Consider the following 13,658-nt stretch of genomic DNA (forward strand, 5'->3'; position numbering starts at 1 on the left):
CCCATAGGCATGCCTTTAGCTCTCTCAGAAGGAGTAAATGGCCATGTCCTCGTTTGCTCAGCATCTTCCTACCTTCCACCGGTTCCGCCGGTGGTGGTCCAAGGAGGACGGGTTGGCCTCGCGGCATGTCGGGTCCTCGGTGCTGGCGGTCGGCGTCATCCTGGTGCTCGCAATTGTGTTTCTCACGTTGGCGATTCGTGAACACGCCACCGATACGGCGCGGACTACGGAGTATGCGATTTTGCAGGCGGCCACGGGGGCGGAAAACGACTTCGCGGCCGTGGAGATCTCGCTCCGTAGCTACCTGTTGACGGGGCAGTCGTTGCACCTCGAGCAGTTCGAACGACGCCGCGTTGCTTTCCAGGCCCACCTGATTGAGCTGATGCCTCTGCTGCAGAGCAAGGCGCCGCGTCGGGAGTCGATCCGGTTCATTGGCGCGGAATTCCAAAATTGGCTGCAAAACGCGGCCCGGCCGGAAATCGCCCAACGCAAACAGGGACACGAGGGTACGACCCTGATGGCCCGCGGGTTGGACAGTTCGCGGTTCGACCAGATTCGCGCGGAGCTGGGCCGCTTTGTCCGCGCATCCAACGCGGAGCTGGAGGCCCTGAACGATGCCACGCGCTGGCGGCGGCTGCTGCAGACTTGCGGTTTCGCGCTGCTCAGCGCGCTCGCGGTGAGTTTCCTCGTTACGTCCAGCTATCAAAATTATCGCGCCTTCCGCCGGCACCTGCGCAAGGCCGAAGAGGCCACGGCGCAGAACCGCGCCATTATCGACAACACGCTCGATGGCGTGATTACTGTGGATGAAAACGGGATGATCCAGTCGCTCAATCCCGCCGCCGAACGCATGTTCGTGCAGGAGGCGAAGAGCGTGATCGGCCAAAACGTTTCCCTGCTCATCCCGCAGCGGCTCTTTTTCCATGACATGAAGAATGTCAAGCGGGGGGCGATCATGGCCGTGGGCCAGCGCCAGGGGTACTATCCTTTCCCGATCGAGATTTCGTTGAGTTCCATGGAATTCGCGGGGCGCCGGCAATACGTGGCCATCGTGCGCGACGTGGGCGAGCGGCAGAAATCCGAGGAGACGCTGCGGCAAATCAGCCTCGGTGTGTCGCAGAGCACGGGCGAGGAATTCCTGCGCTCGCTACTCAAGCAGCTCTCGAAGGCGCTGCCGACGGATTATGCGTTTCTCGTCGAGTTGAGCGGCAAGGGCGCGGGGCAATTCAGTACGCTGGCGCTCGCGGAGCAGGGGAATATCCGGCGGAACGGTCAGTGCGCGCTGGCTAATTCCGCCTTTGCCGATGCCATCTCCCGCGGTTTCCGCGCGCATCTCGGCGGGGCGCGCGTGCTCTTCCCGGAGGACGTGCTGCTGCAGGAACTGGCCATTGAAAGTTTCATCGCCGCGCCGCTCATGGATCATCGGGCCCAGACGGTGGGGCTGATCGGTGTGCTCGACCGCAAGCAGCTCGGCGATACGCAGGCCACGGAATCGACCCTGCAGATTTTCGCCGGTCGCGCGGCGGCGGAGATCGAGCGCAAGCGTTCGGAAGAAGATCTCGCCGCGGAGAAGGAACGTCTCGCAGTGACGATGCGCTCGATGGCGGATGGCTTCATCACCATCGACACCAGCGGCAGCGTGTTGATGCTCAATCCCGTGGCCGAAAGCCTCAGTGGCTGGACGCAGGACGACGCGGCGGGCAAGCCGTTGGCGACGGTGTTTCAGATTTTCAACGAGCGCAATCGCAAGCGCTACACGCTGGCCATCCAACGCATCGTCGAGGCGGGCATCGCCGAGGGGCTCGATGGCCCGGCGCTGCTCATCGCGCGCGACGGCAGCGAGCGGCTCGTGGAGAGCAATGCGGCGCCGATTCGCGATCGCTCAGGCGGCCGGGTGGGCGCGGTGGTGGTCTTCCGCGACGTCACGGAAAAGCGCCGTCTCGATGAAGAGCGCCAAAAGGCGGACAAACTCGAATCGCTCGGCGTGGTCGCCGGTGGTATCGCGCACGATTTCAACAACCTGCTGACCGCGATCCTCGGAAATATCTCGCTGGCGCTCTTGTGCGCGCCGGAGCCTCAGGTGGGCGAGCGCCTCGGCGCGGCCAAGCGCGCGACGAGCCGGGCGCAGGAACTTGCGCAGCAGTTGCTCACCTTTGCCAAGGGTGGTGCGCCGGTGAAGCAGACGGCGTCGATGTCGCAACTCCTGCGTGACACGCTCAGCCTCACCCTGCACGGCTCGAAGGCGCACATCGAATTCCATGTGGCCGACGACCTGTGGCCGGTGGATATCGATCCCGGTCAGATGAGCCAGGTGATCAACAATCTCGCGATGAACGCCGACCAGGCCATGCCGGCGGGCGGCGTGCTGCGCGTGCAGGCGGAGAATGTCGACCTCGTGACGCACAGCGTGAGTCTCGGCCTCGACGCCGGACGCTGGGTGAAGATTTCCCTGCAGGATCAGGGCATCGGCATTCCCGAGGAGTATCTGAAGAAGATCTTCGATCCGTATTTCACCACCAAGCCGAAGGGCAGCGGTCTCGGCCTGGCGACGGCCTATTCGATCGTCAAGAACCACCACGGGGTCATTGCGGTCGATTCAAAGCCCGGCGAAGGCTCGACGTTTACCATCTGCCTGCCCGCTTCCGAACATGAACTGCAGGTGCAGGATACCAGCCCCGTGCCGATGGCGCCGACCGGTTCCGCGCGCGTCCTGGTCCTCGATGACGAAGAGGCCATTTGCATGCTCGTGACCTGCGCCCTCGAGGAGCGCGGTTACAAGGTGACCGAGACCAACGACGGCACCCAGGCGATTGCCGCTTATGAAAAGGCAATGCAGGAAGGCAAGCCCTACGACCTCTTCATTTCCGATCTCACCATTCCCGGCGGCATGGGCGGGCAGGAGACGATCAAGCGCCTGCTCGAGATCGACCCGGACATCCGCGCGATTGTTTCCAGCGGCTACGCCAACGACCCGGTGATGAGCCGCTACGAGGAATACGGCTTCTCCGGCATGATCGCGAAGCCTTACGAGATCGACGCCCTCGGCCGCAAGGTCGCGGAAATACTCGCCCAACCCCGCCGCCGCGTGATCTTCCATCGGTTCGAGCGGAAGACGGCCTAGGGAGAGGAGTGCCAAGAGCCAGGTAGCGAGAGCCAAGTGGGCCGCATGTGATGCCGCGCTCTTCCCGCGCTTCCCGCGCTTCAACGGTTCGACGCTTCGTTATCGGCTATCAGCTATCTGCAATTTGCGATCTGCCATTTGGCTAACGCGTGGTGCCCGCGACTTCTCCCGACGCCCGCGCCAGCTTCTCCCAAACCGCCCGTTGCTCCGGCGTGAGATCGTTCGGCAAGAGCACGACCAGTCGCACATAAAAATCACCCCGCGTCGTCGACCCTGTCGGCAAGCCGCGGCCCTTGATGCGGAATTTGCGATCCGGTTGCGAGCAGCTCGGAATCTTCAATCGGACCGATCCATCCGGCGTCGGGATGCTCGCGTTGTCGCCGAGCACCGCCTGCCACACGGGCACTTCCAGATCGTAGATCAAATCGCTGCCATCGATCGTGTAGTCGGGGTGCTTTTCAAAGCGCACGATGAGATAGAGATCGCCCGCCTGGCCACGCCGGCCGGCCTCGCCCTGCCCGGCGAGACGAATCTTCTGCCCTTCACGCACGCCTTTCGGAATGCGCACCTCGTAAGTCTCCACGTCCGAACGCCCGTCGCGCCGGAACGAAATCTTCTTCTTCGCGCCGTGCAGCGCTTCTTCGATCGTCACCAGTAGGTCGGCTTCGATATCGCTCCCGCGGGCCGGTTGTTGCGCGCCGCCAAAGCCTCCTGGGAAGCCCTGCCGTGCGCCGCCGCCGCCGCTGAAGAATTGCTCGAAAAAGTCCGAGAAGCCGGTGCCGGAAAAACCGCCGCCGTCGCCGAAGCCGCCGAAACCTTGCCCACCGCCACGGCCCCAGCCGGGCGGAGGCTGTTGCGGACCGTGCTCCCAATCGGCGCCAAGTTCGTCGTAGCGCTTGCGTTTGTCGGCGTCGCCGAGGACCTCATAGGCCTCGTTGATCTCCTTGAATTTCGCCTCGGCGGTCTTCTTGTCCTTGGCGACATCGGGATGATATTGCCGGGCGAGTTTACGAAAAGCTTTGCGAAGCTCGTCCTGCGAGGCGGTTTTGGCCACGCCGAGGGTCGCGTAATAATCCTTGTACTGAACAGGCATAGGGTTGCGGCAGGAAGATAGTCATTCGGCGCGCGGCTGCCAGTCTCTCGTGTGACGAATTCGTGATCAACCTGCGCTACATGCCCGACGGATGCCGGGCAATGAACCCATTCGGCTCGCGATATTCGGCCCGCCAGCGCGGCCCTTCGCCCTCCACCTTGCCCGTGGTATCGAGCCGCAGCCCGCAGATGTAGGCGAAAACGTGTCCGGCCTTGGCGTAGATTGTCACCCACTTGCCCGGCCCATACTCGCCGTAGCTGAGAAAGCCCTTCGAGGGCGTCGGCTGTTCGAGCAGCCCGCCATTGTGGAGGAAAAAGGAGACCGTGCCCGAGCAATCGTAGCCGCGATCGTAAAACGTACCGTGGCCGCCGCCCCAGACGTAGGGTTTGCTCGCCAGCGTGTTCGTCGCCCAAATGGCCACCTTGATGTTTTCCGGCGCATTCGCCGGCGCATAGGCGACCCTGCCCTTCAGCACCGCGCGATCACCCGGCACTGTCGGGCCTTTTTTGGGCAAGGGGGTCGGGCCGCCATCCGCCAGAAGGACGGACGTAGGCAACAAAAGTAACAGGCTGCACCAGAGCATGGTGCGCCAGGACTTCAGGACGAATGGGCAGATCGTCTGCATGCCGCCTTTTGCCGGATGAGACGTTTGTCTGGCCAGAAATTTTTGCGGACGGAGTGCGTGACTCGGCGCGAAGCGGTCCAAAAAGCGGTTGTTTAGGACCGCTCCGCGCCCCGAAAAATCACCTCAAAATTTCTCTTGTACGATTTGCAGAGGCTGCCAAATATCCTCGCCCATGCGCACCAATTGCCTCGCCACTCGTTTCGATCTTCACCACGGCGATTGCGTATCTGGCATGGCGGATCTCGATGCCGATTCCGTCGACGTCGTGGTTACCTCGCCGCCCTACAATCTCGACATCGACTACGCCACTTTCCGTGACGACGCCTCACGGGAAGATTACCTCGAATGGTCCGTGCGTTGGGCCACCGAGGTGCATCGCCTGTTGAAACCCGATGGCTCCTTTTTCCTCAACGTCGGCGCCTCACCGGCGAATCCGCTCCTCCCGCATCAACTCGTTCTCGCCCTCCAGCCGCTCTTTCGCCTCCAGAACACGATCCATTGGATCAAGTCCGTGACCGTCCAGCCACGCCGCGCGCCGGAACTCAGCGTCGGCCATTTCAAGCCGATCAACTCGCGCCGCTACATTACCGACTGCCACGAATACGTCTTTCACCTCACGCACAAGGGCGATGTCCCGATCGACCGCCTAGCCGTTGGAGTAGCCTATGCGGACAAGAGCAACATCGCCCGTTGGGCGCATACCCGCGGGGTGAAGCGCGACCGCCGATGCCGCGGCAACAACTGGTTCATCTCCTACGAGACCATCCAGCACCGCGACCGCCAGCGCCCGCACCCGGCCACTTTCCCCACGAAGCTCGCCGAAATGTGCTTCCGCCTGCACGGGGCGCGCGAGGGACTCGTCGGACTCGACCCCTTTCTCGGCATCGGCCACGCCGCCAGCGCCGCGGCGACCTGCGGTTTGGAGCGCTTCATCGGCTTCGAGATCGATGAAGGATATTTGACCGAGGCGCGCTCGCGTCTTGGCATTTCGCCGGAAATCTGAAATCAGCTTCGGCGACCCGTGTTCGCCTTTATCCTCCGCCGCTTCGCCTCGATGATCGTGGTGCTCTTTTGCGTCATCACGCTGACGTTCGTGCTTGTGCAATTGGCGCCGGGCGGACCCTTCACGCGCGAGCGCAGTATTCCACCGACGATCCTCAAGGAACTGCAGGCGCGTTACAACCTGGACGGCTCGCTGTGGGAGCAATACACGACCTACCTCGGCGTGCGAAAAAATTCGCGCGGCGAATATAGCGGCCTCCTGCAAGGTGACTTCCAGCCCTCGCTCAAGTATCGCGACCGCACCGTTCGCGAATTGCTTGCGCAGAGCCTGCCCATCTCGGCCACGCTCGGCTTCGCCGCGTTTCTGCTCGCTACCACAGGTGGCGTGTGGCTGGGCAGCCTGGCGGCAGTGCGACATCATTCGCCCACCGACACCTCGGCGATGCTCGCCGCGCTGTTCCTCATCAGCATTCCGAATTTCGTCGTCGGTCCCGTGCTCATCATGCTCCTGGGCATCAAGATTCGGCTGCTGCCGGTGGGCGGCTGGACGGAATGGTCGAGCCTCGTGCTGCCGGCGATCACGCTCGCCGGCCCCTATGTCGCCTACATCGCGCGACTCATGCGCACGAGTATGCTGGAAGTGCTGCAGCAGGATTACGTGCGCACCGCGCGCGCCAAGGGGCTGAGCGAAGGACGCGTGGTCTACCAGCACGCGCTGAAGGTCGCGATCCTCCCGGTGGTCAGTTACCTCGGGCCGCTGGCGGCCAGCCTCGTGACCGGTTCCATCGTCGTGGAGACGATCTTCAATATCCCGGGCGCGGGTCCGTTCTTCGTGAATTCCATCCAGAGCAAGGATGTCTTCCTCCTCGAGGGCGTTGTCATCGTCGACTGCCTGCTCCTGGTCTTCTTCAACCTCGTGGTCGATATCGCCTACACCTGGCTCGACCGTCGCATCCACCTCGAATGAGCGACGCCCTGCCTCCTCCACCGGGAACCTGGGCGCGCCTGCGGAAAAATCCCGTCGCCATGGGAGCGATGCTCATTCTCGCGGTCATCGTCTTCGCGGCGATCTTCGGGCCGCTGCTCTATCACGTCGACCCGCACGCCACCTCCCGCGCGCAATACCAACCGCCCGGCCACGCGCATTACTTCGGCACGGATAACAACGGGCGCGATTCGCTGGCGCGCATCCTCGAGGGCGCGCGCATCTCCCTGCTCGTCGGCTTTAGCGGGGCATTCATCAGCCTTTTCGTTGGCACCACCTATGGGCTGGTCTCCGGCTATCTTGGCGGGCGGGCGGACAATATCATGATGCGCCTGGTGGAGATTCTCTACGCGCTGCCCCGCCTCATCATCCTCATCCTTTTCACGTTTGTCTTCGACACGCATTTCAAGATCTGGCTGGCCGCGCACGGTTATCTCTCGATGGTCGGTTATTCGAAGATCATCATTCTCATCCTCGCCCTCGGTCTCATCGAATGGCTGACCATGGCGCGCATCGTCCGCGGGCAGGTGCTCTCGCTGAAGAACCTGCAATTTGTCACCGCCGCGCGCGCCTTGGGCCAGAGCCACGCGCGCATCATCTTCCGCCATCTGCTGCCGAATATCGCCGGCATCGTCATCGTCTATCTGACGCTGACGATTCCGGCGGTGATTCTCGATGAAAGCTTCCTCAGTTTCCTCGGTCTCGGCGTGCAAGCGCCCCAGGCGAGCTGGGGCAGCCTGCTCAGCGACGGCGCCCAGGTCATCAATCCGGTGCACAGCTATTGGTGGCTGCTGCTCTACCCCGCGCTGGTCATGTCGATTACGCTCCTCTCGCTCAATTTCCTCGGCGATGCGTTGCGCGACGCCCTCGATCCGCGGGCGCGGAGGTAGCTACTCCAGCAGACGCCAGCGCACGATCTTCATCGGGCCGGTGAACCAATCGTTGCCCGGCGCCGGAGCGGCCACGGTGACGACGCGCCCGGCATCCGGGTCTGCTTCGATCCAGCGTTGTTCACCGGCGTAGGCCAGGATGTGCAGGCCGGAATCAGTGACGGCCATGTCGCCGGGAGCGATGCGTGAATAGTCGAGGGCATTGAGGCTCGGCGTAGTCAGCACGGGCGTGGTGAGCCCGCGATACCCCTGCATGAAGTCCTTGGCCGTGCAATCGTGCCACCAGAGGTCGAACGCCTGGCGGACTATCGCCGGATTTAGATGCCGGCAACCTTCGAGGCACAAGCCGTCGATCATCCCACGCCGCATCAGGCCCGAGCAGTCGATGCCCTTGGGGCTTTCGCCGCCCCAGTAATAATGCGTGCCGGTATAACGAGCCATCCCGCGCAGATAAGCAGCGCGCAGCATGGCGCGGTCCGGCGCCGCTTTCGTCGGCCAGACGAGAAACAGCGAGACTGCGCCGGTGATGCCGAGCAACACTGCCCGCCACGCGCGATGCCGCCAGAGGAGCGCGATCAGCCCCGCCCAGACGATAGGGAACAGGATCAGTCCAGCCAGGCGGGTCAGTCCGGTGCTCACCGGGAATAGCCAAACGGCCAGCCAGAGGACAACTCCGGCGACCCAGAAGAGCCAGCGCGTGCGGGCGGTAAGCATGATGCGGCCTCCTTGTGCCGCAGCGCCGCTACTTCTTCAACTGCTGATCGAAGAAGTGCTGGATAAGGTCCTGTTGGGCTTGCGGGTTTGGATCGGCGGCGCCGTCTTCCGGTTTGTCGGGACGCAGGCCGTGGCCGCCGTTTTTCACGCGGATCAGTTCGTAGGGCACACCGGCCTTTTTCAAGGCATCCGCCATTTCTTCCGCTTGATGGATCGGCACCAGATGATCCTTTTCGCCGTGGAAGATAAGGAACGGCGGCGTCTTGGCGGTGACGTGCAGGGCGGAACTCGCTTGCTTCCACGCATCCGTCTTCGCGTCGTAACCACCGCCGAAGAGTTTCACGAGCCCCGGATGGTCGTCCATGTTGGTGCCCACAGTGGGCCGCCCGGCGGGCGTGAAATCGACCGGACCGGCTTCGTCCACGACCGCTTCCACGCGGCTGCTCTGGTCGTGATAATCGCCCACGTCGAGGCTGGTGTCATCGCCCAGCGTGCCGAGGCAGGAGACGAGGTGACCGCCGGCGCTGTGACCCATCACGCCGATGCGATTCGGGTCGACATGATATTTCGCGGCATTCGCGCGCAGCCAGCGGACGGCCAACTTGCAATCCTCGATCTGCGCGGGCCACGGCGCCTCGCCGCTCAGCCGATATTCGACTGTGGCGACGAAGTAGCCGTGCTCAGCGAGCGAGAGAGGCATGTAACCCTTGTGCGTGCCGCCGGACCAGCCGCCGCCGTGAATGAGCATTACCGCGGGCATCAGCTTCTCCGGGTTCTGTTTCGGATAGCCGATGTCGACGTGCAGTTCAGTACCGTCGACCTTGCCGTAGACCACGTCTTCCTGCACTTCCACGCCTTGGGGCGGATGATAGATCGGCTTGGTCCGCGCGGATTTCGGGGCCGGTCCCTTCAATTTTTCGATCAAGAACGCATCGATGCTCTTGTGCTTCACCTCGGGCGCGCCGGGATAGACCAGCTCGCACTCCACGCCGAGGCGGTGCAGCTTTTCTTGCAGCTTCACGCCGTAGTTGGCGGTATGCGTCGGGTCCTTCTGCTCCTGGCCCAGCGCGGGTGGCGCGGCGTAAATGAGATAGATCGGCGGATCATCCGCGCTGGCATGTTCGATGGGCGAATACTCCTTGATCCACGGCAGGAACTCGTCACGGCGCGCGAGGAATTCCGCGAAGCGAGTATCGCGCGTCTTGAGATTGTTCGGATCCATGAGCCCGAACGCGTGACCACCGTAGCGGCTGTTCGGGGTCCATTCCTTGAGCTGCTCCGGATCGAGCGAAGTCTGCGCGCCATTTACCGCCGCGCACCACAGGCGGGTGGATTCGTGGGCGATGGGATCAGTGCTCTTCGGGTCGGCCATGTCGTCGTGCATGGCGAGCCAGATGCTCGAGCACGCGCCCGCCGAGCCGCCGGACGCACCAATGCGCTGCTTGTCGATATTCCATTCGGCGGCCTTGCTGCGGACGAATTGCAACGCGCGCGCGGCGTCCTCGAGCGGCGCTTTGACCGGGGGTTTGATGCCCGCGAGTTGCGCCTGCCAGGAGTAGCGATAGTTGATCGAGACCACCGAGATGCCGTTGGCGAGCATCTGCTTGAGATAGCCGGGATTCTTTTTGTCCCCCGTCACCCAACCGCCGCCGTGGATGAAAAAGAGCAGCGGCGTCGGCTTGTCGGATTCCGCCTTGTAGAAATCGAGCACCTGTCGCTCGTGGTCGCCGTAGTGGACATTCTCCAGCGTGGGCTTGGGGAGCGTCGGGTCGGGTGTGGCGGCTGGCTTGGCTGCGGGCGTCGCCGGGGCTGCGGGTGCGGAGGGAGTGTCCGCCGCGAACAACGAACCGGCGACGGCGCCGGCTAGCGTGACCGCGAGGAAAGGGGAGAGACGGGGATGCATAGCGAGAGAACCAGCATGGCGCGGTTTTTCTTGGGTTGGCAATGCTGGGAAGCGGAGCGCGTCCCTCCGAAAAACGCACCTCACTCCGGCCGCTTCACGAACTTCCGCGCAAAATCCCGCACGGAACGCGTGAACGTCCACTCGGCACTATCCGGCACGCATTGCGAAGGCGCGTCGATCCAACTCTCGATGACATACGCATTCGGCTTCCCATCGATCAGCGCGTAGTCGTAGCCCTGCTGCATGATCGCCGTGTACCAGGTGCTGTCATCCGCCAGCCCGCGGTGGCTGGCCGCCGGATACCCCGATGCCCAGTAGATCAATTGAAACGGCAGTTGGTGCTGCTTGCACCAAATCTCCAGCCGGCGCAGATCCTTCCATGAACCCTTGCCCTGCGCCTCGAAGCGCAGCCAGTCGACGTCCAGTCGGTAAAAGTCCAGCTTCCGCACGCCTTTCTCCGCGAGCCGTTTGTTCAGCGCCTCGATCCACTGTTCATGTTCCTCGACGGAGGATGACGGATACGCCTCGATGTCGCCCACGAGAATGTTCGGATAATGTTTCCGCACTTCGGCGACGTAGTTCGCCGTTTCCTCGACCGCGTATTCATCCGACTCGTGAATGTGCTCGCGCGTGCAGACCAGCGGCTCATCCATCGCCACGGCGTAGATATTTGCGCCGAGCTTTTGCAAGCGTTCCCAATTCTTCTCCTCCTTGGCAAAACACTCCGCGCCCTTTTTGCCCCATTCCTTGATCGCTCCCACTTCCATGGCGAACTTCAAGTTCCAAGCCTTCGCCTGGGCGAACCATTTCGTCAGTTCGGCATCGGTGAAGCCATCCCGCGTAAAGCTAAGATCGGTGCAGAAAAGCACATCGACCATCGCCCGCGTGTCCTTCCAGTCGTCTGGCCGCTCAAACAAATCGCGGAACGCCTGCCCCTTCTCCCGCCCCGACGGGCTCATCCATAAAGTGGGCCTCGGTTTGGGCGCCTGCGCGTGGGCGGAAACGAGAGTGGCGGTGGAAATCACCGCGGCGAGGAAAAGGTGTGGAAAGCGAGTCACGTCGCTACAAATCCGCGAATCCTCGTTTCGATAGGCGCAAACTGCGCCGACAGTCCTTACGCGATTGCGGAGGAACAATCGGATGGGTCGTGACATCGACGAAACGTCACGGTGCCTTGCTGCTGGTCGACATTTGGCCGAGCAGCCAATCAAAGGACGTCGATTGGTCACGTGGAGTGAACCAGTAGTGGGGACGCAGGTAATTTTTGTCCAATGCGTGGACCGGCGCGAAGACGCTCTCGGGAATGCCGCGATAGTCGGCGATGAGTTCGCCGTTGATTTCGAGATATTTGGTTTCGATGACGGCCGAGTTGCTGACCGGTCGGCGGAGATGAAATCCTGAGGGCAACGAAAGCACGGTGAAATAGGCGCCGATGTAGAGGGCCAGGATGAGCAGGACACTCGGGAGGACGTATTTCATGTGCCGGGGGATTCGATCTAGTCGTCCGACATCGCCCAGAACATCCGGGCGGCTTCGCTCCAATCGCGATCCTGCACGGTGCGATGGGCTTCGGCGCTCATTGCCTGGCGCAAATTGGGATCTTCGCTGAGTTGTTGCACACGCTTCGAGAAATCCTCGGCGTCGAGGGCGTGGGTGATGAAACCGGTCTTCCCGTGTTCGATGAGGTCCTTGGGGCCGCCTTGATCGGAGACGACACATGGGATGCCGGAGGCGAGAGCTTCGAGGATGACGTTGCCGAAGGTGTCGGTGGTGCTGGGAAAAAGGAAGACGTCGGATGAGGCGTAGGCGCGGGCGAGTTCCACGCCGGCGAGGTAGCCCGTGAAAGCGGCGTCGGGCACGAGGGTGCGCAATTCCTTGAGATACGGGCCATCGCCGACGAAGGCCAGCGCGGTGCCGTTGCGGCCGAGCTTCGACCACGCTTGCACGATGATATCGAGGTCTTTCTCCTTCGACACACGGCCGACGTAGAGCAGCACGGTTTTGTCGCGCGGGATGCCATGCTGTTGCCAGAACTCCGGATCGCGTCGCGTGGGCGTGAAGAGCGTGGTGTCGAGTCCACGTGGGAGGATACGGATGCGCTCGGGCCGGATGCCGCGATCGATCCATGCGCGGCGGTAGCCTTCGCTGTTCACGTAGAGCAGGTCGAGTTGCTCGTAGAACCACTTCATGAAGCTCCAGGTGAGCGTCTCGAGGAAATTGTCGTCGGTGAGGATGCGGACGTATTGCGGGAAATCCGTGTGATAAATCCCGCTGGTGCGCAGACCGAGGATCTTGCCTGCGAGCAGCGCGGTGAGTCCGATCGGGCCAGGGGTGCTAATGATGAGTTCGGTAAAACCCTCCCGCTGGATGTAATCGATCATTTGCAGGATCGGCGGGAAGCTCAGCTTCTGCAGTTCGTATTCCGGCAGTTCGAATTCGCCGACGGGCGCGAGATTCTTGATGGGGATGCCGGTGATGGTGATCGTCGAACGCGACGTCACGACGGTGAGATCGCTGCCCTGGGCCACGCAGGCGGCGGTGAGCTTGCGGATGGTATTGGCGACCCCGTTCACATCCTCCAGCGTGTCGGTGAACCACGCGCGCTTGCGGTTGCGCAGGCCATCCGGCTTGTCGCCAGTGAGCGCGGTACTCACTTCCGTCAGCCAACGGCGATCCGGCGCCTGGCTGCGGAAGGCGTAAACGTAGGGCGCGAGCGGCGCGAGGATGGGCAGCAGCACGCTGATGTCCTGGATGGCTTCGATGATATTGCCGCTGGAGATCTGCTGGATGAAGGTGGTGAAAAAGCGGAACGCGAGCTGATTGATGAAGAAGTTCGCGATGACGAAGGCGCGGCGCTCCGGTTCGACGATGCCCTCGGTCTCACGGGCGAGCAGCGACTTGATTTCGCTGCCACTGAAAGTCGTGGAAAATTGTTTCCACAGCGAGGCATTGGCGGGCTTGGCCAGCTCGAAGATCTTCCCGCTGGCAATGCCCTCCGCGAGGAAGCCCAGCTTGTCCGTCCATGAAAATTCCGTCGGGTCCTCGCCCTCCATGAAACGCGAGAACGCCTTGCCCAGCAGGCTGGAGCTTTTCGCGCCGGCAACTTTGCTGCCGATGAATTGACGCAGATTGTTGTAGAGACTGTGCGAGGCGGCGAGCGGTGTGCCGCCGGCGCCGTGCATGGTGCAGCGGCCTTCGCGGATGGCGGTGAGAAAATCGGCCACGCCGCGGCCGTCTTCGGTTTCCGTGTAGGCAGACGCGGGATAGATGCCGCCGTGATCGTCGGAGCCGGCGATGAGGATTTTTCTTTCCACGGCTCCGGGGT

Annotated in this window: 11 protein-coding genes; 4 read left to right on the forward strand and 7 right to left on the reverse strand. The window is 62.5% G+C overall.

The window, feature by feature from the left end; genetic code table 11:
* Positions 1-43 precede the first annotated feature (43 nt).
* Entirely contained in the window at positions 44-3,121 is a 3,078-nt protein-coding gene (locus CFE428DRAFT_RS33900; protein WP_006980864.1) for a PAS domain S-box protein, read from the forward strand.
* Positions 3,122-3,263: 142 nt separating this feature from the next.
* On the opposite strand, the gene CFE428DRAFT_RS17110 is transcribed toward CFE428DRAFT_RS33900, so the two are convergent.
* Both CFE428DRAFT_RS17110 and CFE428DRAFT_RS17115 read right to left on the reverse strand, forming a co-directional pair.
* Complete coding sequence (locus tag CFE428DRAFT_RS17110) at positions 3,264-4,214, reverse strand: DnaJ C-terminal domain-containing protein (protein ID WP_006980865.1); 951 nt, start codon at positions 4,212-4,214, stop codon at positions 3,264-3,266.
* A gap of 76 nt (positions 4,215-4,290) precedes the next feature.
* The gene (locus CFE428DRAFT_RS17115) at positions 4,291-4,839 is read right to left on the reverse strand and encodes a hypothetical protein (RefSeq protein ID WP_006980866.1); all 549 of its coding nucleotides are present in this window, start codon (positions 4,837-4,839) and stop codon (positions 4,291-4,293) included.
* A 172-nt stretch (positions 4,840-5,011) separates the two neighbouring features.
* Between CFE428DRAFT_RS17115 and CFE428DRAFT_RS17120 the strand changes: the two genes are divergently transcribed.
* From CFE428DRAFT_RS17120 to CFE428DRAFT_RS17130, 3 genes are read left to right on the forward strand one after another with little or no spacing between them, the layout of a single operon-like run.
* Positions 5,012-5,842: a DNA-methyltransferase gene (locus tag CFE428DRAFT_RS17120; protein WP_006980867.1), complete on the forward strand. Its 831-nt coding sequence runs from the start codon at positions 5,012-5,014 to the stop codon at positions 5,840-5,842.
* A gap of 18 nt (positions 5,843-5,860) precedes the next feature.
* The gene (locus CFE428DRAFT_RS17125; protein ID WP_131989294.1) at positions 5,861-6,808 is read left to right on the forward strand and encodes an ABC transporter permease; all 948 of its coding nucleotides are present in this window, start codon (positions 5,861-5,863) and stop codon (positions 6,806-6,808) included.
* Positions 6,805-7,716 (forward strand): ABC transporter permease, encoded by a 912-nt coding sequence (locus CFE428DRAFT_RS17130; protein ID WP_006980869.1) that lies wholly within the window; start codon positions 6,805-6,807, stop codon positions 7,714-7,716. Before CFE428DRAFT_RS17125 ends, CFE428DRAFT_RS17130 begins: the two co-directional genes overlap by 4 nt.
* Here the strand turns inward: CFE428DRAFT_RS17130 and CFE428DRAFT_RS17135 are convergent, their stop codons facing one another.
* From CFE428DRAFT_RS17135 to CFE428DRAFT_RS17155, 5 genes are all read right to left on the reverse strand, one after another.
* A complete protein-coding gene (locus CFE428DRAFT_RS17135) occupies positions 7,717-8,430 on the reverse strand; it encodes an NlpC/P60 family protein (RefSeq protein WP_006980870.1) in 714 nt (237 codons plus the stop codon).
* Between the two features lie 28 nt (positions 8,431-8,458).
* Entirely contained in the window at positions 8,459-10,333 is a 1,875-nt protein-coding gene (locus CFE428DRAFT_RS35085; protein WP_006980871.1) for an alpha/beta hydrolase, read from the reverse strand.
* An 80-nt stretch (positions 10,334-10,413) separates the two neighbouring features.
* Entirely contained in the window at positions 10,414-11,391 is a 978-nt protein-coding gene (locus CFE428DRAFT_RS17145) for a hypothetical protein (RefSeq protein ID WP_042725199.1), read from the reverse strand.
* Between the two features lie 106 nt (positions 11,392-11,497).
* Positions 11,498-11,812: a hypothetical protein gene (locus CFE428DRAFT_RS17150; RefSeq protein WP_006980873.1), complete on the reverse strand. Its 315-nt coding sequence runs from the start codon at positions 11,810-11,812 to the stop codon at positions 11,498-11,500.
* A gap of 17 nt (positions 11,813-11,829) precedes the next feature.
* Complete coding sequence (locus CFE428DRAFT_RS17155) at positions 11,830-13,647, reverse strand: glycosyltransferase (protein ID WP_006980874.1); 1,818 nt, start codon at positions 13,645-13,647, stop codon at positions 11,830-11,832.
* Between the last annotated feature and the right edge of the window lie 11 nt (positions 13,648-13,658).

Origin of the sequence: Chthoniobacter flavus Ellin428 (assembly GCF_000173075.1) — a bacterium.
Classification (GTDB): Bacteria; Verrucomicrobiota; Verrucomicrobiia; order Chthoniobacterales; family Chthoniobacteraceae; genus Chthoniobacter; species Chthoniobacter flavus.